At 59.6% G+C, this 21,768-nt stretch carries 17 protein-coding genes; 8 read left to right on the forward strand and 9 right to left on the reverse strand.

Annotated features, from left to right (window positions below):
* Positions 1 to 7 precede the first annotated feature (7 nt).
* Positions 8 to 2,782 carry a DNA polymerase I gene (gene polA / locus QZ383_RS01450; protein WP_291442419.1) on the forward strand — a complete coding sequence of 925 codons (2,775 nt, stop codon included), beginning with the start codon at positions 8 to 10 and terminating at the stop codon, positions 2,780 to 2,782.
* An 872-nt stretch (positions 2,783 to 3,654) separates the two neighbouring features.
* On the opposite strand, the gene tilS is transcribed toward polA, so the two are convergent.
* The 5 genes from tilS to QZ383_RS01475 all read right to left on the reverse strand — a co-directional run bounded on the left by tilS (position 3,655) and on the right by QZ383_RS01475 (position 8,258).
* Entirely contained in the window at positions 3,655 to 4,806 is a 1,152-nt protein-coding gene (gene tilS, locus QZ383_RS01455; RefSeq protein WP_291442421.1) for a tRNA lysidine(34) synthetase TilS, read from the reverse strand.
* A 286-nt stretch (positions 4,807 to 5,092) separates the two neighbouring features.
* Positions 5,093 to 5,431 carry a hypothetical protein gene (locus QZ383_RS01460; RefSeq protein WP_192111485.1) on the reverse strand — a complete coding sequence of 113 codons (339 nt, stop codon included), beginning with the start codon at positions 5,429 to 5,431 and terminating at the stop codon, positions 5,093 to 5,095.
* On the reverse strand, positions 5,431 to 6,723 hold the full coding sequence (gene hemA / locus QZ383_RS01465) for a glutamyl-tRNA reductase (RefSeq protein ID WP_022658581.1): 1,293 nt from the start codon (positions 6,721 to 6,723) through the stop codon (positions 5,431 to 5,433). The genes QZ383_RS01460 and hemA overlap by 1 nt, the downstream gene beginning before the upstream one ends.
* Before the next feature lie 13 nt (positions 6,724 to 6,736).
* A complete protein-coding gene (ccsA, locus tag QZ383_RS01470) occupies positions 6,737 to 7,564 on the reverse strand; it encodes a cytochrome c biogenesis protein CcsA (RefSeq protein ID WP_291442424.1) in 828 nt (275 codons plus the stop codon).
* Positions 7,551 to 8,258, reverse strand: a complete 708-nt coding sequence (locus tag QZ383_RS01475) for a bifunctional precorrin-2 dehydrogenase/sirohydrochlorin ferrochelatase (protein ID WP_291442426.1) — start codon at positions 8,256 to 8,258, stop codon at positions 7,551 to 7,553. The genes ccsA and QZ383_RS01475 overlap by 14 nt, the downstream gene beginning before the upstream one ends.
* A gap of 233 nt (positions 8,259 to 8,491) precedes the next feature.
* Between QZ383_RS01475 and QZ383_RS01480 the strand changes: the two genes are divergently transcribed.
* Both QZ383_RS01480 and QZ383_RS01485 read left to right on the forward strand, forming a co-directional pair.
* Positions 8,492 to 9,772 (forward strand): glycosyltransferase family 9 protein, encoded by a 1,281-nt coding sequence (locus QZ383_RS01480; protein ID WP_291442429.1) that lies wholly within the window; start codon positions 8,492 to 8,494, stop codon positions 9,770 to 9,772.
* Entirely contained in the window at positions 9,772 to 11,058 is a 1,287-nt protein-coding gene (locus QZ383_RS01485; RefSeq protein ID WP_291442431.1) for a glycosyltransferase, read from the forward strand. The genes QZ383_RS01480 and QZ383_RS01485 overlap by 1 nt, the downstream gene beginning before the upstream one ends.
* A gap of 123 nt (positions 11,059 to 11,181) precedes the next feature.
* Here the strand turns inward: QZ383_RS01485 and QZ383_RS01490 are convergent, their stop codons facing one another.
* Positions 11,182 to 12,201 carry a hypothetical protein gene (locus tag QZ383_RS01490; protein WP_291442433.1) on the reverse strand — a complete coding sequence of 340 codons (1,020 nt, stop codon included), beginning with the start codon at positions 12,199 to 12,201 and terminating at the stop codon, positions 11,182 to 11,184.
* Positions 12,202 to 12,660: 459 nt separating this feature from the next.
* Here QZ383_RS01490 and ybgF point away from each other — a divergent pair, with 459 nt between their 5' ends.
* From ybgF to QZ383_RS01510, 4 genes are all read left to right on the forward strand, one after another.
* Positions 12,661 to 14,013, forward strand: coding sequence for a tol-pal system protein YbgF (gene ybgF / locus QZ383_RS01495; RefSeq protein WP_291442434.1), 1,353 nt, complete (start codon positions 12,661 to 12,663; stop codon positions 14,011 to 14,013).
* Between the two features lie 42 nt (positions 14,014 to 14,055).
* Complete coding sequence (gene dprA / locus QZ383_RS01500) at positions 14,056 to 15,450, forward strand: DNA-processing protein DprA (protein WP_291442436.1); 1,395 nt, start codon at positions 14,056 to 14,058, stop codon at positions 15,448 to 15,450.
* Positions 15,447 to 16,568: a tyrosine recombinase XerC gene (locus QZ383_RS01505; protein ID WP_291442437.1), complete on the forward strand. Its 1,122-nt coding sequence runs from the start codon at positions 15,447 to 15,449 to the stop codon at positions 16,566 to 16,568. The genes dprA and QZ383_RS01505 overlap by 4 nt, the downstream gene beginning before the upstream one ends.
* A gap of 185 nt (positions 16,569 to 16,753) precedes the next feature.
* Entirely contained in the window at positions 16,754 to 17,671 is a 918-nt protein-coding gene (locus tag QZ383_RS01510; RefSeq protein ID WP_291442438.1) for a manganese-dependent inorganic pyrophosphatase, read from the forward strand.
* Between the two features lie 464 nt (positions 17,672 to 18,135).
* On the opposite strand, the gene QZ383_RS01515 is transcribed toward QZ383_RS01510, so the two are convergent.
* Positions 18,136 to 18,858 (reverse strand): hypothetical protein, encoded by a 723-nt coding sequence (locus tag QZ383_RS01515; RefSeq protein WP_192111493.1) that lies wholly within the window; start codon positions 18,856 to 18,858, stop codon positions 18,136 to 18,138.
* A gap of 175 nt (positions 18,859 to 19,033) precedes the next feature.
* On the opposite strand from QZ383_RS01515, the gene QZ383_RS01520 reads away from it, so the two are divergent.
* Positions 19,034 to 20,224: a biotin/lipoyl-binding protein gene (locus tag QZ383_RS01520; protein ID WP_291442440.1), complete on the forward strand. Its 1,191-nt coding sequence runs from the start codon at positions 19,034 to 19,036 to the stop codon at positions 20,222 to 20,224.
* 213 nt (positions 20,225 to 20,437) lie between these two features.
* On the opposite strand, the gene queD is transcribed toward QZ383_RS01520, so the two are convergent.
* Both queD and queE read right to left on the reverse strand, forming a co-directional pair.
* Positions 20,438 to 20,794, reverse strand: coding sequence for a 6-carboxytetrahydropterin synthase QueD (queD, locus tag QZ383_RS01525; RefSeq protein WP_291442442.1), 357 nt, complete (start codon positions 20,792 to 20,794; stop codon positions 20,438 to 20,440).
* Positions 20,795 to 20,802: 8 nt separating this feature from the next.
* A complete protein-coding gene (queE, locus tag QZ383_RS01530) occupies positions 20,803 to 21,441 on the reverse strand; it encodes a 7-carboxy-7-deazaguanine synthase (protein ID WP_291442444.1) in 639 nt (212 codons plus the stop codon).
* Positions 21,442 to 21,768 lie beyond the last annotated feature (327 nt).

Here is a 21,768-nt window from a genome sequence, read left to right on the forward strand (position 1 = left end):
GGCTGTCATGTCGCTGAAACAACGCCTCAATCTTTCTGCCGAGCCTGTCTTTCTTATGGACGGCTCTGCCTTTATATATCGCGGTTTTTTTGCCAACAAGAACATGCAGCGCTCCGACGGCTTTCCCACCAACGCTCTGGTGGTAGTAACGCGTGTGCTGCTGCGCATTCTGCGCGATGAACGGCCCGCCCATTTTCTCTTCGTCAAGGACGGCAAGGGCAAGAACTTTCGCCACGATCTGTACCCGCTGTACAAGGCCAACCGTGACGCTACCCCCGAAGATCTGGTGCGGCAGATGGATCCCATCGTGCGCATGGTCAAGGCTCTTGGCATTCCTGTTGAAATTTCTGACGGCTGCGAGGCTGACGATTGCATAGCCTCGCTGGCGGCGCGTTTTTCCGCCCAGCGGCCAGTGGTTATCGTGAGCGGCGATAAAGACCTCAAGCAGTGCCTCGGCCCCAACGTGTACATGTGGGACCCTGCATCCAAGGAAGAAAAACTGCTCTCAGCCGCAGAATTTACGGCGGAAAGCGGCCTCAGGCCCGACCAGTGGGCCGATGTGCAGGCCCTTGTGGGCGACACGAGCGATAATATCCCCGGCGTGCCGGGCATCGGCCCCAAGACGGCGCAGAAAATTTTTGAAATATGCCCAACGCTTGAAGACATACGCGACCATTTTGCCCTGCTTGGCCCCAAGATTCAGGACAAGCTGCGCGACCACCTTGAAAACATGTTTTTGTGGCGGCAGCTCACCTCTCTTTCGCTGGATGTGTGCACCGGGCTGACCCTTGACGACATGACCGTCAATCCACTTGATGAAGCCCTGTGCGCCAGCATGGCGGACGAATTTGAACTGCACGCCCTGCGCCGCGATATGGCAACGCTGGCCCGTTTGCAGCGCAGCGCACCCGCAGGTTCGGCTCCGGCCCCGTCTGGTCTTGCAACTGGCGGCGCTGCATCGAATGCTGGTCAAAATACTGGTGTGGATGCTGGCGCGCCTCGCTCCGCTGCTCAGGGTTCGCTGATGGCTGCCGCAGAAAAGTCTTCTGCAAAACCTCGCCCCGCAGCAGGGGCTGGCCCGCAGATGAGCCTGCTGGATGTGGCCGACGAACCCGAAGCTCCGCTCCTGAGCGAAGCAGGGCAATTGCCCCCCTGCAAAGGGCTGGAGGCCGCAATAATCTGGCCCGGCGGGCCGGGCAAACCGCCCCACGTGGCCGTGGCTGGCGGCGATGATTTTCGCTGGGGCGGTAATGTGGAAGACCTTTGCACGTGGCTTGCCGGAGCGCAAAGACTGGTGACGGCTGACCTCAAGGCCCAGCTGATTGCCGCCGCCTGCTGGCGCAAGCTGCCCTCAGAGGCCAATCCGCCGTTTTTCTTTGATCTTGGCCTTGCCGCATACCTCATTAACCCAGAGGAAAGCGATTACGGCTGGCCCCGTCTGGCTGTGCGCTGGGGCATCCCCCTGCGTGAAGGGCAGGGGGGCAACGGCCCCGCCAGCATGGCCCTGCGCATGGCCGCCGCCATGGAACAGCGGCTGGAAGCTGACGGTCTGCTTGACCTGTACCGCACGCTTGAATTGCCACTCACGCCCGTGCTGGCCCAGATGGAGGCGCGCGGGGTCGCCATTGATGCAGCGGCCTTTCAGTCCTTTCTTTCAGATGTGCAGGGCGAGATCGACAGGCTCACGCAGGAGGTTTTTACCGCAGCGGGAACCACGTTCAACATCCGCTCGGCCCAGCAGCTTGGCGAGGTATTGTTCAACACGCTCAAGCTGCCCTCGCCGCGCAAAACCCGTGGCGGGCAGGCATCCACCAATCAGGAAACGCTGGAAAAACTAGCTGGGCAGCATCCCGTGGTGGAGAGCATCCTCCAGTTCCGCAAACTGGAAAAAATGCGCTCCACCTATCTGGACCCCTTGCCGCGTCTTGTGGACCCGCGCGGGCGCATCCATACGACCTTTAACCAGAAAGCCACGGCCACGGGGCGGCTTTCGTCCAGCAATCCCAATCTTCAGAACATCCCCGTGCGCGGCCCGCTGGGCAAGCGCATGCGCTCGTGCTTTATCGCCGGGCCGGATCACGCCCTTGTTTCTGCCGACTATTCACAGGTAGAACTGCGCGTGCTGGCGCACATGTCGCAGGATACGGCCCTGATTGAGGCCTTCCGCAACGGCGAGGACATCCACGCCCGCACGGCGGCGCTGGTGTACGACCTGACATCCAGCGAGGTCAGCCCCGACCAGCGGCGCAACGCCAAGACCATCAACTTTGGTCTTATTTACGGCATGGGCGCGCAAAAACTGGCTCAGGAGCTGAAAATCACCACCAACGAGGCCAAGGAATTCATTGCGCGCTATTTTGAGCGACTCACAGGCCTGAAGCAGTTTTATGAAGAGGTGGAGGCTGTTGCCAAGCGGCAGGGCTATGTGACCACCCTTGGCGGGCGGCGGCGTTTGCTGCCTGATATCCATTCCGCCAACGGGCAGAACTACGCGCTGGCGCGGCGGCAGGCTATCAATACCGTGATTCAGGGGTCAGCGGCGGATATCATCAAGCTCGCCATGCTTGCTGTGGCCCATGATGCGGAGTTGAAGCGGCTGGATGCCCGGTTGCTTTTACAGGTGCATGACGAACTTTTGCTGGAAGTACCCACGGAGGCTGCGGCTGCTGCGGGTGAACGGGTGGCGGCGCTTATGGGCGGGGTTATGCCGGGCGGCGTGGCTTTGTCTGTGCCGCTGGTTGTGGATTGGGGGCAGGGCAGGGACTGGGGTTCCGCCCACTAGGGCGCAAGCATGGGGGGCTTTTTGTTTCTGGCTGCGTCAAAACGGTTTTTTATTTCGGTCGAGTACCGTGAGAGTACACTCCCTGCATAAAAAACCGTTTTTCCTTGCCAGAAAGCAAAAATCCCCACCATGCAAATGGTTGCCTTGCGGTTTGGGGTGAGCCTGTCAGGCTGATTTAAGCAAACCCGACTTTTGTGGCCTGAATGCGTCAGCGCCGAGATTTTGATGCTCACGTACTTGAGTACGCTGCGCTCAAAATCTCGGCGCTGACGCATTCAGGCCACAAAAAGCGTATTTTGCAAATTCGCCCAACACCAACCATCGCCTCCGCTTTCGCTCCGGCGAGTTTAAGGAAGGCAACTCCACGACCAGCTCCTGATGGCGAAATTTTATTAATACGGAAGTTGTCGGCCCACTTATGAGCGAATTGAATTCAACATTAGTGCAGGCAAAGTAGCAAAAGGTTATGCCTAGTATTGCAATTTGGAGTTTTTTGAACGCCTCGCAATGATGAAAAGTCCTGAAGCGACAGAAATGGCAGCGAAGCAATTACCTAAAGTACTAACTGTATCAAAGGTATTTGGCTGAAGCGGACTTCCGCTCGAAGCGAAAGCTTACTCTGGCATTTACGCGGCGCGGAGGGAGATCGCCTGAGCGAGTGGAGCGAGGGAAGGAAGCTCCCGCAGCGATAGCCGCGTTGCCCTCGTTACCTGATGGGAATTGAAAACGCTTCTTAGGGGGTGTTCCGGGGGGAGTGCAGAGGGGGCCGAGGAGGGGCGCAGCCCCTAACAGGCCCCCTTTGCCCCGCGCCGGGGAGGCGCATGACCTTCGCCGAAAGGCGAAATCAAGTGCCCGAAGGGCAGAAAATTTAATCAACCTCTGCGGGTAGGCGAAATCGCGCGCCGCGCAGGCGTCCCAAAAACAACATTCCCACCTTTCAAATACGCTTCCAACCCGCCGGGCAACTGAAACCTCGTATTCCCTCGGCCCTTGGCAAGAGCATCATCCAGAGCCAGCAGGGTGCGTGCCCGTGCCTGACCATGAATCTGCCCTGTACTGTCAGAATCCTCACCACCACACCCCGCCGCAGGGCGGCACAAAAAACGCACAGCCCGCACATACAGGCGCAAGCGGGCCGCAGGGTGCAGACTTGCCAGCAACTTTGCGGGCAATGTCAGGCTGGGGCCTTCAGCAATATTTTTCTTTGCTGAAAGCTCCGCTTCACTCCCCCCCACAATCCACGGATGCTCAGCCAGAGCCGCATCCAACGCGGTGTTCCAGTAATTCTCATCCATGCGCGCCATTTGCCAGAGATCGTGCAGGGTGCGGTCAAGGGAGGGGTTCTCTTCGCGCAGCAGGGGCAGCACATCCAGCCGCAGCCTGTTGCGCTTGTAATGGCGGCTCTGGTTGCTGGCATCCTCGCGCCAGTCAATGCCGCATTCGATCAACAAGCCTCGTAGCGCCTGCGCATCCGTTGCCAGCAGGGGGCGCAGCAGGCAGCGCTCGTCATCGCGGGCGGCCATGCCGCCAAGGGCGGGCCAGCCTGTGCCCCGCGTGAGGCGCAGCAATACGTCCTCGCTCACATCGCCAGCGTGATGCCCGAGGGCGATAAAGTCGGCCCTCACGGCAACGCGTTCCTGCTCAAGCAGGTCATAGCGCAACCGTCGGGCGGCATCTTCAATGCCAATGCCGCTGTTTTCGGCCATCTTGCGCACATCGGCTTGCCGCACGGTGCAGGGGATGTTCAGGATATTGCATAATTGGAGTGTAAATACAGTATCTTGCGCAGATTCTTCCCGCAAGCCGTGGTCAACGCTCAGGGCGTGGAGGCTCAGCCCCTGCCGTGGGGCCAGCAAGTGCAGCACAAAGGCCAGCGCCGTGGAATCGGCTCCGCCGGAGAGGGCCAGCAACAGCCGCGAACCTTTTGCAAGCCCAAGCCGCGTCAGGCAGAAGCGCTCCACCTCAAGGCAAAGACGAGCCGCAGCGGGCGGGATGTTTTGCAGCGTAGGCGCGGATTTGATCATGGCATGCCTGCGGCAAGGATGTATGGACAGATGATCGGCCCGGAGAGATTGGAACTTGTGAAACCGGGAATGACCGATGCAGGAAGGTTTTGGGGGGCATGTGCCGCCCAAAATCCGTATCAAAAAGCCGTGCCTGGGGGGGCTGTCTCTAACTCAATGATTTTGCGCCAAGGGCAAGGAAAAAGATTTTTTTACGAAAAGAGTGTACTCTTACGGTACATCACTGGAGTAAAAATTACCCTTTTGACGCAGCCAGTTGGACAAAAGAATGAGTTAGAGGCTGACCCTAAGCTGGATTGATGCCCAGTTCCACCAGCAGGTTCTCAAGCCATACGATCATGCGGTCGCGCAGTTCGGGCGAGGCATAGTGCACACATTCGCAGCGCATGCGGCCACGCGCGCGCACAAGGAGCTCAAGGCGCACAAAATTTTCTTCAATTTCCAGCCCCATGACGTGGGGACCGCAACTTTCCTCATGCTCCTGCTGCACTGGCGAGAGCATGTCGGCGGGAACGGGCAGCCAGAACAGGCCGTCCATGCCCGAGGTAAGCTCCATCTCGGTGAGGGTGGCACTCAGTTTTGCGGTATCTTCTTCCGTAATGTCGTCAATTCCGTACCAGCGCATCAGTGTTCCTCCGAATAGGGGCAGCCAGTTTTATCCAGATTGAAAATACGGCGCGCAATGCTGATGCGCGGGCCGTTGCCCTCCTGAGACATGCTGCCGCGCTTGAGAAACATGATGGGATCATGGTTGAGCTTGCGCACCAGCGCACCCACCAGAGCCTCAAGGGCATCGCGGGTTTCATCGTTCACCGGGCCGAGCCTTTTGAGGGTCTTGGCCAGTTCTTCCTGCCCCATGCGTTCGCCGCGCTGGATGAGATCAACGATGGTGGGCTGCACATCAAGGCTTGAAAGCCAGCGGGAGAACAGCAGCACTTCCTCATTGACGATGTCCGCGGCTTTGGCGGCTTCGTCGCGTCGGGTGGCGAGGTTTTCTTCCACCACTTCCTTGAGGTCGTCAATGTCGTACAGATAGACGTTGTCGAGACCGTTGACGTCCGGGTCGATGTCGCGCGGCACGGCAATGTCGATAAAGAACATGGGCCTGTTTTTGCGGGCTTTGAGCACGGCGCGGATGTCGCGCGCGCGGATGATGGGTTCCTGCGAGCCGGTGGAGGTGATGATGATGTCCACCTCTGTCAGGTGCTCGGCCATGTCTTCAAAGGGGATGGCCCGTCCCTTGAACTGCTTTGCCAGCTCCTGCCCGCGCTCAAGGGTGCGGTTGGCAACCAGAATTTCATCAATGCCCGACTGCAAAAGGTGCATGGCGGCAAGTTCGGCCATTTCACCCGCGCCCACCAGCATGGCCTTGTGGGTCTTCATGTCGCCAAAAATGCGTTTGGCAAGCTCCACGGCGGCGTAACTGATGGAAACAGCGCTGGAGGCCACTGCAGTTTCTGTGCGCACCCTTTTGGCTACGGAAAAAGCCTTGTGAACCAGTCTGTTAAGTATGACGCCCGTGGCGTGGCATTTGACCGCCTTGCGGTAGGCAGTTTTGAGCTGGCCCAGAATCTGCGGTTCGCCCAGCACCATGGAATCAAGGCTTGACGCCACAGAAAACAGATGGCGCACCGCCTCCAGATTCTTGTGCACATAGACGTAGGGCTTGAGCTCCTCGGGCTTTGCGCCACGCGCAACGGCCCAGTTTTCAAGCACCTGTCCGGCCACGTCGCCGTTGCCGGCGGCCAGCAGCTCCACGCGGTTGCAGGTGGAAAGGATCACGCTTTCGCTTACCGCGCCCACGCAAGGCACGGCCCAATGCTCTTCATCGCAGTGGTTGACCAGGGCAAAGCGCTCGCGCACGTCCACGCTGGCAGTGCGATGATTCAGGCCGACAAGAAAGATATCACAGTCCATGATGATAGCCCGGTCAGCGCCGGATGAATGCGTGGTGTGTTTCCATGAAGGTATTCACCACAATGATTGAAAAGAGGCAAAGAATAAATACAAAAACAGCCAGTTGCGCAGGCTTGCGGCCCTTCCAGCCCTTGGTGAGGCGGTTGTGGAAAAGCACGGAGTAGAACAGCCAGATCACAATGCTGATAACTTCCTTGGGGTCGCCCGTAACCGTGCCGCCAAATACCGGCTTGGCCCAGATAAGCCCGGAAACGATGCCCAGAGTGTACATGGGGAAGCCGATCATGGTCGTGATGGCGTTGATTTTATCAAGCATGGAGAGGGCGGGCATGTCGAGCCAAAAGCCCTTCATGGTCAGCTTGCTCTTGATGCGCCCTTCCATAAACAGAAACAGCGCTCCGGCGGCAAAGGCCAGCGCCAGCAGGGCAAGGCTCAAAAAGAGCGAGCCGATGTGCAGGGCGTAAAATGAGGTGTTGAGCGAGGGCGGAACCTGCACCACTGAGGCCAGATACGGGGCCGACATGGCAAAGAGCATAAGCCCGAGCGGAGTGGCGAATACCAGCGGAATCTCCTGCCGCAGCTTGGCCCAGGCGGCAATGCCGCAGAGCACCACAAACCAGGCCATGAGCTGAAAGTACGCGCCAGCGCTCAGGCCACCGGGCAAGGCCTTGTGAAAGCCCAGAAAGAGCATGAGCGTCTGGCAGGCAAAGCCCGCCAGCGCCACGCTACAGCCTATCTTGCGCCACAGGGCGCTGCGCGCGGCAATGCCCGCAAGCCCTGCAACACTGGCGGAGCCATAGAGCAGCAGGGTTACGGCGGTGGAAAATTCAGGGGAGATCATGGAGCAACTCCGCTATATTGGCGTGCAGTGCGGGCGGAAGCGCCGCCTGCAAATAACGCGTACAGTTTTCATAGTCGTGTTCTTCCAGCCATTGTTGCAAGGGGGACTCTGCCAGCTTGCGGAACAATCCGGTATTCTGCCCTGTATCGTGCCCCAAGGCAAGAACCAGAGGCCGCAGCCGACCCATCAGGGTTGCCATGCGCGAACGCGGTTCAAGCCAGCGCTCAAGTTCGCCCTTCCAGCGGCGGGCCAGCGCGGGGCTTGCCCCGCCAGTGGAAAGCGCCGCCGCAAGCGGGGCGCTGCGAGCCACGGCAGGCACCTGAAAACAGCCTTCATCCGGATTGCTCGCGCTGTTGCACAAAATACCCGCAGCGGCGCACAGGGCGGCAATGCGGCTGTTTTCCGCAGCGCTGCCCGTGGCGGCAAATACCAGCCCGCAGCCATTGAGGTCGGCAGCCTCGCAGGCGCGGCGTTCAAAGTGTACCCTTGGATCGCGTAGCAGTTCCGCCGCTTCCGGCGCTGATTCCGTCGCAGGCCCGACAAGGTCGAGCACCAGCACGGATGCCGGATTGCAGGCCAGCAGGCCGGAAAGTTTGCGTTGCCCCACCTGACCAAGGCCGACCACCAGACAGCGAATGCCTGAGAGCGAGATGAATATGGGGTAGAGCGGGGCGGGGGGCATTTGTGCGCGCATGTGTGATCCAGATGGTGAAAGAAGCTTGAGGGTGAGCATACAGCAGCGCGAAATATTTTGCAAAGGGCTTGCGCGCCGCAGCATTTGCGCAACTTTGACTGTTGTGCAGCGAAGCTGCGCCGCACATTGCTTGCCTAGGTGGACAGATTGCCTTAGATTGTGGGCAATTGGCAGTTTTACGCATGCTTGCGGCTATTGACCGATTACTGCCATCAACAACCATACGGAACGACATGCCCAAATTTTTGGTCATACAGGCGGCACGCTTTGGCGATCTGGTGCAGACCAAGCGCCTGTTGTTGAGCCTGGCCTTGCGCGGCGAGGTTCATCTTGCCGTGGATGTCAGCCTGGTTCCGCTGGCCAGGGTGCTCTATCCCTTTGCCGAGCTGCACGCCCTGTCGGTGCACGGCAGGCCCGAGGCAGAGGCGCTGGCGCGCAACACCGCTGTGCTGGACCGTTGGCTGGGCTTGCCCTTTGAAGCCGTGTACAACTGCAATTTTTCCGGCACTACTGCGGCCCTGTGCCGAGTTTTTGAGGTGGAACAGGTTCAGGGGTATCGGCCAGAGGCCGGGGGCGTTTCGCGTTCGCCCTGGGCGCGGCTTGGCTTCCGTCTCAGTGAGCGGCGCGCGCTGGCAACGATGAATCTTGTGGATTTTTGGGCGCATTTTGCACCAGAGCCGGTTGAGCCCCGCAGGGTCAACCCTGTGGCGACCCCCGGCGGGCGCGGGCTCGGCGTTGTGCTGGCAGGGCGGGAATCTCGCCGCTCGTTGCCCGTGCCCGTGCTGGCCGAGGTGGTGCGCACGGCCTTTGGGGCATTGGGCGGCCCGCGCATTCTGTTGCTGGGTTCAAGGGCGGAGCAGCCCGCTGCCCGTCAGCTCATGCGGCAGTTGCCCGGCAAGATGCTCGACAGGGTGGAAGATTGCAGCGGCAAGACAGACTGGCCCGCCCTTGTGGACGCCGTAGACGGGCTGGATGCGCTGATCACGCCCGATACGGGCATCATGCACCTTGGCGCGCACCTTGGCGTGCCTGTGCTTGGTTTTTTTCTCTCTTCAGCCTGGCTGCACGAAACCGGGCCATACGGCGAGGGCCATCATGTGTGGCAGACGGCGCGCGCCTGCGGGCCGTGTCTTGAAACCGCCCCTTGCCCCTACGATGTGGCCTGTGGTCAGCCTTTGGCGCAGGTGGAGCTTTTGCGTTCCGTTGCCGCCGTACTTGCCCGTTTAAAATCGGGCGCGCCCTCTGCCACCGCACAGGCGGAATCATGGCCGCCTCTGCCAGCGGATTTGCAGTTGTGGCGCACGGGCATGGACGCCTTGGGTACGCTGCCGCACCTGCTCGCAGGCTGTGACCCGCATGCGCAGGAGCGCAGGCGCGTGCGCGATTTTCTGGCTGCGCGCCTGCATCTGCCCATGCCGGACGAAAGCGCCGCTCTTGCCCCGCAAGCTCCGAATCTTGACGAATGGCTTTATAACGATGCGGACTGGATGTTGCCGCCAGGGAGATACTGCTGATGCCCGCCGCTCCTCTGCGAATTCTTGTGGTGCTGCCCATGTACGGCGGCTCGCTGCCCATCGGCCGCTACTGCGCCAGCGCCCTCAGCGGGCTGGGGCACAGCGTGCGCGTGTTTGAGGCTCCCTTGCTGCATCCGGCTTTTACCGGGCTGCGCGGCCTTGGGTTGGCCCCGACGCAGACTGCCCAGCTGGAAAATTCTTTTTTGCAGGTGGTTTCGCAGGCCGTGTGGGCGCAGGTTCAGGCGCAGGAGCCGCATCTGGTGCTGGCCCTGGCGCAGGCTCCCATAGGGCGCAGCCTGTTGCAGCGTTTGCGCAGGTCGGGCGTGCGTACGGCCATGTGGTTTGTGGAAGACCACGAGATTTTTGACTACTGGAAGGCCTACGCACCATTGTACGATGTTTTTGCCGTTATCCAGAAAGAGCCTTTTTTATCCATGCTCTCGGGCATCGGGCAAAGCAACGCTCTGTATTTGCCGCTGGCGGCCCAGCCGGATTTTCACAAGCCTCTGGAACTGACCGAGCAGGAAAAGCGCGAATACGGGGCCGATATCGGCTTTCTTGGCGCGGGTTACCCCAACCGTCGGCTGGCTTTTCGTCAGCTTGTGGGGCGTGATTTTAAAATCTGGGGGTCGGATTGGGACGGCGAGAGCCTGCTTGCGCCCCACGTGCAGCGCGGCGGCGCGCGCATTGATGCGGACGAAAGCGTCAAAATCTACAATGCCACGCGCGTCAACCTGAATCTGCACTCAAGCCTCGGCACTGCGGAGCTTGTGAGCAAGGGCGATTTTGTCAATCCGCGCACGTTTGAACTGGCATGCATGGGGGCCTTTCAGCTTGTGGACAGGCGGGCGCTCATGCCCGAGCTGTTTGCGCAGGATGAACTGGCTACCTTTGGCACGCTGGAAGAATTTTACGCCGGCATCGAGTATTTTCTGGCCCATCCGGACGAACGTCATGCCTTTGCCGCCCGCGCAAGGGAGCGGGTGTTGCGCGATCATACGTACGAGCAACGCATGGCCGCCCTGCTTGGTTTTGTGGAGCAGCGCCTCGGCCCCTGGCCGCTGGAACTGGAGTCTCCCGGCGGCATGCCGCCCGATGTTGAGGCCGCGCTCTCGCCCGAGATTCGCAGGGACATGGCGGCTATGGTGCAGGGGCTTGGCCTTGGCCCCAATGCCGGATTTGATGATGTCATCAATGCCTTGCGCGCCCGTAGCGGCGTGTTGACGGAAACAGAAGCTGCCCTGCTGTTTCTCGATGAATGGCGCAGGCAGTATGGCAAAAAATAACCTCCCCAATACCGCAGAAAACTTCTTTGCGCACCACTCCCGGTTTTGCCCGCTGCGCGCAGATACGAAAAACCCCGCCGTAGAGGCGGGGTTTTTACGTCATATCCATGCGGTAATTAGCCGCTATTGCACAATATCGGTCATGGATGGGGGCAGGGTGATTTCCGTCATGTTGAGGTAGAAGGGCAGCATGATGGCAACTGCCAGCACCAGCGCGGCCAGCAGGGTGATCTTGTGGCGCATGGGGGTGGCGCTGCGGGCCACGAATGTCCAGAGCAGGGCCGGAACAAGCCAGAGCAGCAGCTCTGCGCTTTCCATAATGGCGTCAGTGGCGGTAAAGGTGTCGTTTTGCCAGGCGTTCTGCACGTCAAACACCGAAGATGCCAGCAAAATAACCCAGAAAACAGCCCAGGCGTTGCGCGCCCATGTGGCGCACCAGGGGAGCATGGTATTGTAGTGGTCGCGGCCAAAGTCGTCATATTTGCGGCGCAGCACAAGCCAGAAAGCGCCCATGCCGCCAGCCACGGCCAGCATCAGGGGCAGCGACCAGAAAAGGGCGCACCAGAAGGGCGTGCCAAAACCGGGAACATAAATGTGCCCAAGGGTCAGCAGGTCCGCATCGGGGCGGGCCAGCGCCGTTATCAGGCGGGCCGCAGCCAGGGACGCCACTGTGGCGATGATGCCCTGAATGCCGCTGACCACGCCCATGCCCACATGCAGCATGGGCAGCTTGAGCAGGAATTTCCACAGCGCAAAATACATGCTGTTGATGAGCACGGCCAGCCCGAGCATGATCCAGCTCATTTCAACCATGAAGTCTGAGATGGAGTCGGGCGTATAGGAGCTTTGCGTAAAGAAGAGCCAGACCCTGCCGCAGATGAGCAGCGCCCAGCCCAGCAGCAATGAGAGCAAGGCCAGCTGGCGCGCGCATTTTTCATAGGAGGCGCGCTTGCGCGTAACCGCCAGCGCCCGTGCGGTGGCGGACATGAAACCCAGGCCCGCAAAGGCCAGCAGGGCCGCGAGCGGCAGGGCAATGCTCAGGGCGTCAAGGCCCATGCGCGCCATGGGAAAGGACTGTCCAAGATGCCGCAACGCGTCCATCCAAGTTGTCAGGGCCGCTGCCATTTCCTGGAAAAAATTCATCTGGCTTCGCCTCCGGTCTGGCTTGATGCCGGATAGGAACTGTTCATGCGGATTATTGCCGCCCTTCGCCTGCCGTGTCCCGGGTGAGTCACCTGTGCACGTGCGGATGAAGGCAAAATCCCGTTTGCAACCGGGCGCAAGGTGCATCAAAAACTGTGGAACAGACTTTTTGGTGCTGCGATGTTCCGATTGTCCGTATCTGTTATGTAGTACGAGCGTGAGCAAGCCTGTTCTTGCCTGAAAAACGCTGCCGCTGCAAGAGTTCTTGAAATATGGCCGGGGTTGAGGCACAAGAAAGGTTGGCAGGTTGATGGGCTTGTGCGTTTGCAGTTCTGGGGGCTATAGCAGCCGGGCAAGAGGCCGGGCCGGGTCAAAAAATTTTTGATGGGCGTCTGTTGCGGGCTTTTGATGCATTGAGCGATATTTCAACGCAAGAATGCTCTTGTGCTGGAGAACGGGATGAAAACACTGATTGTTGTGCCGTTGGCCTGCGTTGCGCTGGTTGCCGGATGCGCTTCTTCTGACAAAATGCGTCAGGTGGAATCGACCAGCGAAACCAACCAGAAGGTGCTGCGCGAGACCGACCAGCGGTTGCGCACGCTGGAACAAAGCGTAAACACGCTTGATACCCAGGTTGCCCAGCTCAATAACAGGGTTTACGAGGTGCGCACCCGTGGCGGGCAAAAAACCGGCATGACCGTGGTACCCATTATTCCGCCGCAGCCCCACAAAAGCGCTGTGGTTGCGCCTGCCCAGCCGGAAAGCGCCCAGCTTACCGCGCACGGCCCGGTTGCGCCCAACAGCTCCGAGCGCCCCCCAGTCACTCCCGCTCAGCCCGCAGCCAGTGCTGTTCCAGCAAATTCCACAGCGCCCAACGCCCGTACTATTGATCCCGCCGCCACAATCAGGCCCATTCCCGCTGCCGCCCCGCGTGAGACCGCCAGGGCCGAAGCCGAGGCGATGCCCAAAACTTCTGCGGAAAAGACCCCTGCGGCAAAGACCGCTGCACAGCAAAGCCCGGCAGAAAAACCGCAAGCCGCCGCCAAGGGTGCGGCGGGGGCTGCTTCTGCCGGATCCGCTGCATCTTTCGCCCTGCCGCCCGAGTCGGCTTCACCCCCTGCGGCTTCTGCCGCAAGCGGAAAGGGGGCGGTTCAGCCCATGCTGCCGCCTGTTGCCGTAGCCGGGGGCAATCCTGATGTTCCCGTGCCTTCTGTGCCGGTCTCCGACCTTGCCCTGCCGCCCGAACATCCGGGCCTGGGCCTGCCGCCCCTGCCTGGTGATGCCGCCGCCAAAAACGGCGCAAAAGGCAAGGCTGCCAAAGCCGCTGCCGCATCTGCTTCTGCACCTGCTCCAGCTCCTGCTCCAGCTCCTGCGGCAAACGCTGCCGCCACACCTGCTGTTTCGGCGCAAGCCCAGCCCGCAGCCTTGCCCAAGAGCGGCAAGGGCGAGGAGGCCGCATACAAGGCAGCCTTGCAGCCTGCCATGTCTGGCCGGGCCGCAGACAGCATTGGCCGTTTTCAGACCTTTTTGCAGGAATACCCTCAGGGCCGCTTTGCCGCCAATGCGGAATACTGGATTGGCGAGGGCTACTACGCCCAGGGCAAGTACAAGGACGCGCTGGCGCAGTTTGAAAAGGTCAACAGCCAGTGGCCGCGCCATCACAAGAATGCCGATGCCCTGCTGAAAACCGGCATGACCCTGAGCCGCATGGGCGACAAGGAAGGTGCCGCGCAGGCGTACAAAAAGCTGCTGTCGCAGTTTCCCAACTCAGAAGCGGCGGGGCTTGCCCGGTCGCGTGGTCTGGCCCGGTAAAATGGGCTGCACAGCGGCGCTGGGCCATACAGCGGTGGCGGCATGAGCCAGCCATGTAAAACTTTGGCTGCAATGGACGAGGCCGCCCGCAAGGAATACTGGGCCAGCCTTGCCTTGCGGCACTGCCGTGGGTTGGGCGCGCGTTCTGCTGCCCGCCTTGCGCGGCATTTTGGCTCGGCCTACGCCGCTGTGCAGGCGCGTGAACTCTGGCATGAGGCGGGCGTCAACAAGGGGCAGGCCGCTGAACTGGCTACGGGGTCGTGGCGTGTCACTGCCAGAGAAGAATGGGATCGCGCCCGCGATCTTGCCGCATCCATAGTCCTGTGGACAGACCCTGAATATCCCGTGCTGCTGCGCCCGGTTATTGACGCGCCCCTGCTGCTCTATTGCCGGGGTGATCTTTCCCTGCTGCAATCGCCGGGTTTTGCGGTGGTTGGCTCGCGCAAGGCCACCAAACATGGCAGGTCTGTGGCCGAATACATGGCGCGCTGCCTTTCGGCCTGCGGTATTGCCATTGTTTCCGGCATGGCGCTGGGCATAGACAGGGTTGCCCATGAGGCCGCGCTTGAGCGCGTTGGCCGCAGCATCGGCGTGTTGGGGACGGGCATTGATATGCTCTATCCAGTTGGAAACATGACTGTTTTTGATGAAATGGAGCGCCGGGGCCTGCTGATCTCTGAATTCGCGCCCGGCACGCTGCCGCATGCGGGCAATTTCCCCATCCGCAACCGCATTATCAGCGGGCTTTCGCTGGGAGTGCTGGTGGTGGAGGCCGCCCAGCGGTCGGGCAGTCTTATCACGGCGCGGCTGGCTCTGGAGCAAAACCGCGAAGTGTACGCCGTGCCGGGGCCTGCGCTGGATGCCCATTGCCTTGGCTGTCAGGATTTGGTGCGGCAGGGCGCGCATGCCGTATTCAGCGCCGAGGACGTGTTGCGCGATCTGGCGGAGCAGTTGCGGCCCTTTGGCATCAGCGAGGGCAGTGTTCCCGGTGAAGAGGAAGGACTGCTGGAGGATGTGCCTGCGCCGGAATCATCCAAGGCGGCAGGCACGTCCAGAGCGTCAGCACCCAGCGCAGCAGGCCGGGGCACCGCAGACAAGGGCGCGGCGGCTGGCAAACCCGGCAAGGCCGATGAGCAGGATGCCCCAACCGGGGAGCATGCCAGCGAAAATGCACCTATTATAGATGATGCCAGCAGCAATGCATGCACAGTGCAGCCCCTTAACGAGGGCGAGCGCGCCGCTGCGGAAAACGCCGCTGCCGCCGATGGCAACGCTGATCTGCTTGCGCATCTGCGTCAGCATGGCCCCACCCATGCCGATGTTCTGGCTGATGCCGCAGGGCTGAGCGCTGCGGCGGCCAATGCCGCTCTTGTGGGGCTTGAGATGCTGGGCAAGGTGCGGCGTTTGCCCGGCGCGCGCTATGAGGTGACGGCATGAGCAGGGCACAGGGCGGGCAAAAAGGCCCGGTCGGCGCGACCGCCAGCCCAAGGGCCGGGGGCCGCGCTGCGCCGGCCAAAACAGCAGCGAGCAAAAAATCTCCGGATAAGCAAGCGCAAGCCTCGTTGACCGGGGCAGCCACGCCAAACACGCAGGAACAGGCCGCTGGCGGGCAACGCAAACCCGGCCCCGACCGGGCAAAACTCTTTGTTGATGCCTTTCTGGCCTGGATGGAAGTGCAGAAGGGGGCTTCGCCCGCTACGCTCAAAGCCTACGGCAGCGACCTTGCGCAACTCATCGAATTTCTGCGCGGGCAGGATGCTGACCTTGGAAGGCCCGAATCCGTCACCCGGCGGCACGTGCAGGCCTATCTGGCTTGGCTGTTCCGTCAGGGCGAGGCCAAAAGCTCCATGGCCAGAAAACTGGCGGCTGTGCGTTCATTCTTTCGTTTTCAACAGCGTAATGGTGTGGTAACAGAAAATGTGGCCGCGCAGGTGCGCAATCCCCGGCAAGAAAAACGTCACCCCCGCGCCCTGAATGTGGACGAAACTTTCGCCTTGCTGGATGCGGAGCATGGGCAGGCCGGGACAGAGAGCGCCGAATCCGCGCGTCTGCTGTGCCGCGACCTTGCTCTTGCGGAACTGCTCTACGGTTCTGGCCTGCGCATTTCAGAGGCGCTTGGCCTCAATATTGATGACGTGCAGCTTTCATCGCGCGTATTGCGCGTAATGGGCAAAGGCTCTCGGGAGCGGCTTGCGCCGCTTTCCGACACGTCGTGCGAGAGCCTCAGGGCATGGCTTGACGAGCGCCCGCTTCTGGCCCTGCCGGAAGAGCAGGCCCTGTTTGTGGGTTCGCGCGGTTCGCGCCTGAACCGCAGGGAGGCCGCGCGCATTGTGGAGCGCCTGTGCCGCCGGGCCGGGCTGGATTTTACAGTGTCACCGCACAGCCTGCGCCATTCGTTTGCCACGCACCTGCTTTCGGCAGGGGCCGACCTGCGCAGCGTGCAGGAGCTGCTGGGGCACCGCAGATTGACCACCACCCAGCGCTACACGCAGGTAAGCCTTGAGCATTTGATGGAAGCCTACGACAAGGCCCATCCCAAGGCGACGAAAAAATAAAAAAATCACTAAGTTAAAAATATTGTTTATTTTCAATAAGATGTGTTTTGTTGAGTAGAGTGTCCACTAATCTGTTTCGGGTTTTTTTGTGCGAAGACCTTGGCATGGACAGGACTTTGTGCTAAAGAGAACAAAGCGGTCGCACTGAACCGCATACCCGAACAATACCGGAAGGAGAGACTGTCATGTCCGCATTAGTTATTGGTCACATGAATCCTGATACCGACAGCATCATTTCTGCCATTGCCGCCGCCGACCTGTACAGCAAGCGCGGTCTGGACGTTACCCCTGCCGCCCAGGGCGCGCCCACTCCTGAAACCGAATTCGTGCTCAAGAAGTTCGGTCTCACCGCTCCCCAGGTTGTTGCCGACGTGGCTGGCAAGAATCTGTATCTGGTGGACTATTCCGATCTGGCTCAGGCCCCCAAGGGAATGGATTCCGCCTGTGTGCTCGGTATCGCTGATCACCACAAGCTTGGTGATGTGACCACCTCCGCGCCCCTGGAAGCCTGGATCTGGCCCGTGGGCTGCACCTGCACCGTGCTGAAGAACATGTTTGACTTCTACGGCGTGGAAATTTCCAAGGGCATCGCTGGCGGCATGCTGTGCGCCATCCTCTCCGATACCGTTATCTTCAAGTCCCCCACCTGCACCCCCGCCGACAAGAAGGCCGTTGAAGAACTGGCCAAGATCGCGGGCGTGAGCGACGTGATGTCTTTGGGCATGGAAATGTTCAAGGTCAAGAGCGCCGTTGAAGGCACCTCCATGAAGGACCTGGTCTTCCGTGACTACAAGGACTTCGACATGGGCGGCAAGAAAGTGGGCATCGGCCAGCTCGAAGTGGTCGATCTTTCCATTCTGGAACCCGTCAAGGCTGGCCTTCAGGCCGAAATCGCCCGCGTGAAGGGCGAAGGCCGTCACAGCGTGTTCCTGCTGCTCACCGACATCATGAAGGAAGGCTCTGAAATGCTGATCGTTTCTGACGATCCTTCCGTGGTGGAAAAGGCTTTTGGCGTGAAGGCCGAAGGCAAATCCGTGTGGCTGCCCGGCGTGATGAGCCGCAAAAAGCAGGTCGTGCCCAACTTTGAAAAGGCTTTCAAATAAGCATTAGCTTAGCTTGAAATGTTTTGCCCCGCCGGGGCAGGGAAGCAGGTTCTTGCGAACCGAACCCCTGCCTTGGCGGGGTTCTTTTTTGCCGGGCAGCACTTGGTGCTTTTTTGAGCGGCAGTGGCTGCCTTTTGCGCTGGGTGAGGCAGCGTCATAATCGTGCCGCGCAGGCGGGCGATTTGTGCGTTTGCGGCAGGCTGCCCCAGCGGCGCCAAGCCGTCTTCCCTCACTGCTCTTCCGGCGTTTTGCCCTCCACGGGCCGGGGCAGGGGAGCAAACTGGCAAAATATGGGGCAATAGCTGCCGCTGTTGCTTCTCTGCCCCTGCATGTTTGTTGTCACGCAATCAGCGGGGAATTGTCGGGCAACTCTGCGGGTACCTGGACGCAAAAAAGGCTGCCAGTTCTGCGCGAACCGACAGCCCTTGGCTATTTATGATGCGGTGGTTGGGCGGGTGTGCGGCCTACAGGCTACGCTCTTCCAGACCTTCGCCGCTCTTTTGCTTGGCCTTGTTGGGCGGGGTGGTGACAGGCTGCAAGCCAGGCACCACGTCATGCACTTCTGTAGGCGGCAAGAGTGGATCGGCGGCATCGCGCTGAATGACCTTGCTGTCGCGCACATAGAGCGTGCAGGAAAGGCCAAAGCACTCGTATACCGCAGCAACAGTGCCCTTGAGTTTTTCCTGATCATTGAGCGGCGGCGGAACCAGCACATAATAAATGCGGGTGCGTCCACCCCTCTTGGGCTCCACAAAGCAGGAAACTATCCATTCATCCTGCCCGTCCCCGTTCCAGTCCGCAATGCCGACCATATTGACTTTAAGCTTCTGCGTGGCATGATTGATGCTGAAACCGTTGGGGAAACGCTGCACGCGGCTGTCGGGCAGGATGGTGGCGGAAAATGTTTCGCCAAGATACACATCATGCGCCGTGTCGTTTTGCAGCATAAATGAGGGCGAAAGGCGGGTGAAAAGTATGTCGCCGTAGTCTTTCAAGCCCTTGAACGACATGGGGGCCGTGTAGGAGCCGTCCTTGTCCAGCAGGTCACGGGCCTGAAGTTCCTTGGGCATGTTATGCGCCATTTTCATGAATTCGTCTTTTTCCACCACAACTACAGGGCGGGTGGTACCGCAGCCAGCAAGCAGACAGCCCAGGCAAAGCAGGGCGCAGATTCGCGATAAGACCATGATATGTGTCGACTCCCCTGGCGGAGATTTGACGGCAAAAAGCCGCTTCTCCGTGAATGCAGCTTTTGTAAGCGTCTGCGAGCGGCTTGTAAAGAGCATTGCGGGCAGTATGGTACGGTATCTGCATGTTTTTATGATAATGTCATGAAAATGCTCCAACCTCACAGGACACGACATGCCCGAACCAATATATTTGCAAATGCCCGAACCCAGACTGAAAAAGCATGGCCGCATGTTCTTGCGCCTGTTGCCCCTGTGGGTGATAGGCTGTCTGGTCGCCGCCGGGTGGTGGTGGATTGAATCCGGCCGCGTAACAAGCACCTGGGCCATGCTCGATGGCATGGTGTACGCTGTTTCGTCCGAATTTCCCGCAAAGGTCGAATCCGTGGCTGTTCGCGAGGGCGACCGCGTCAAAAAAGGGCAGGTATTGGCCCGGCTGGACGCAAAGGCATACGCTGGCCGTGTGGGCGAAGCCGGGCGCGAGGCAGCCGGTCTGCGCGCTATGGCTGGCCCGCCGAGCATTGAAGAAACCGCAGCCCGGCTCAAGCAGGCGCAGGATTCGGAACAGGAGATGGTGCGCCGCATCGCACTGGCGCGGCATGATGAAGATCTCAAACAGAAAGCGCGTGAAGAGCGCGTGGCAGAGCATGTGCGCGCCCAGCTTGCCCTGCGCACCCTTGATAGCCAGGGCGGTGAACGCGCCGTGGGCAGCGCGCGTTACGCAGCCGCCAAACAGGCGGAAGCTCAGACCCGCCTTGCCAAGGAGCGGGCCATTGTGGAATTTGAACAGGTCAGCCTTGTGCGCGCAGCCATAGATCAGGAACTTGCCCGAGTGCGTGCGGAAGCTCTGCGTTACAAACAGTTGGCCTCAAGCAACCGCTATGCGCCAAAATATGTGGCAGGCGCCTTGGGCGCTGCCATGAATGCCGTGCCGCAAAATGCTGTGGACGGCAATCTCTACGCGCCGCAAGATGGGCGCATTCTGCGCGGCATCGCCATGCCGGGGCAGTCTGTGCAGCGCGGCGAGCCAGTGGTCTTGCTGCTCCCTGAGGGCAAGGAAGCGCAAAAATCCTTCTGGCTGCTGGCCTTTTTTACGCAGGATGACGCCAATGCCCTCAAACCGGGTCAGAAGTGCGCCATAACCCTGAAAAACGACACCAGACTTGAAGGGCGCGTCTATGACAGGCTCGACCCGCAGCCCCTGCCGCCTAATGCCATTGCGGACAATAGGGATACTAGGGAAACTGCTGCCCGCCCGGAAGTTTACGTGCCCGTGCGCATAACCATCAGTGATGGCGAGGGCAAGCAGTTTGAACCCGGTATGCTGGGGAAGTGCGAGGTTATGACAAGGGTTTTCTGGAATTAGAGGGGACGGTTGGGGGGCTTGCGGGGCGGGCGGCTAACTGAAATTTCTGAAATTTTCTGCCCTGTGGGCACAGGATTCCGTCCTCTGGCGGAGTTTAGGACGCCTGTGGGCGCTGACGCGTTCAGGGCGTGAAAGTTTGGTTTGCGTAAATCAGCCTGACAGGCTCACCCAACCCCTCATATGTGTCCGTTGCTATCTTTTCCCCAACTTTCCTTACTTCCCGGTGTACACGGCGCCAGAGGTGGGGCTTTCCTTGACCACGATTTTTGAAAGCCCCCTGATCTGGGAATCCAGCTTGCCCCAGAGCCAGATGGCGATATTCTCGCTGGTGGGATTTTCAAGCCCTTCAATATCATTCAGATACGTGTGATCCAGCTGGTCAACATACGACTTCGCAATCGATTTAATGTCGCCAAAATCAACAACCCAGCCATTGGTTTCAGACACTTCGCCCTGCACATAAACTTCAACAACAAAGGTATGCCCATGCAGATTGCCGCACTTGTGGCCTGCCGGTACGGCGGGCAGCCGATGCGCCGCGTCAAACGTCATAATAACGTAAATATCCATATGTTCTCCTAAGCAATGCCGATAAACTTGTGCGTCTGAAGGCTGAGCTTCCACAGCGGGCGATCCTGACAGATTCTGACAGCATCTTCTGTTGCGTGTGACTGACTTGCATAGTCGCGTGGTTGCAGAAAAAAATGTTTGAAATCCAGTTGCTCAAAATCCTGTACGGAAATGCCCTCTTGAGGCCAGACGAGCTTTAGCTCGCTCCCGGATGTAACAATCAGCTTTGTTCCCGCCTTGGGGCTGACCGTAATCCAGTCCAGGCCTTTGGGCAGGGCGAGCGTCCCGTTGGTTTCTATTCCTGTTTCCACACCGCAGCGGCCCAACTCGTGCAACAACTCTTCTGTAAGTTGCAGGGCAGGCTCCCCACCTGTGAAGACCACGTAAGGCCGATAGCCCGGATGCGTATAGCTGGGGAAAAAAGAGCAGATCGCCTGGGCCAGCGTAGCGGCGTTTTTGAATTCTCCGCCCGATTTCTCGGCCCCGAGAAAGTCTGTATCGCAAAATGGGCATTTGGCAAATTTGCGATCTTCTTCCCGCCCTGACCAAAGGTTGCAGCCGGAAAAACGGCAGAAAACCGCAGGGCGGCCTGCGTGGAACCCTTCCCCCTGCAACGTATAAAAAATTTCTTTGACTGCAAAGCTCACTATATTTCTCCAGTTCCACCGCATAGTTGTCATACGCTACCTTTTACCTCACAGGCAGGCAGCCGCAATTTTTCTGCGTGAAGCGCGTATTCTTATACCCTCAGAGACATGCTGAGGCAAAATGTGTATTTTATCAAGAATATCAACGGAGTGCTGGAAGAATCCAGGCAAAGGACTCGCAGTTTTTGAAAAGCAAGCGCCGGGATTTTGTGCGCCCGTACTCCTGCACGGTAGCATCAAAACCCCGGTGCTGACGCATTCAGTGCGGGAAAATCGTATTTGCGCCATTAGGCGTGACAGGCAAGCCAATTCCCGATTGGGGGATGG

It is taken from the genome of Desulfovibrio sp. (assembly GCF_019422935.1).
Taxonomy (GTDB): domain Bacteria; phylum Desulfobacterota; class Desulfovibrionia; order Desulfovibrionales; family Desulfovibrionaceae; genus Desulfovibrio.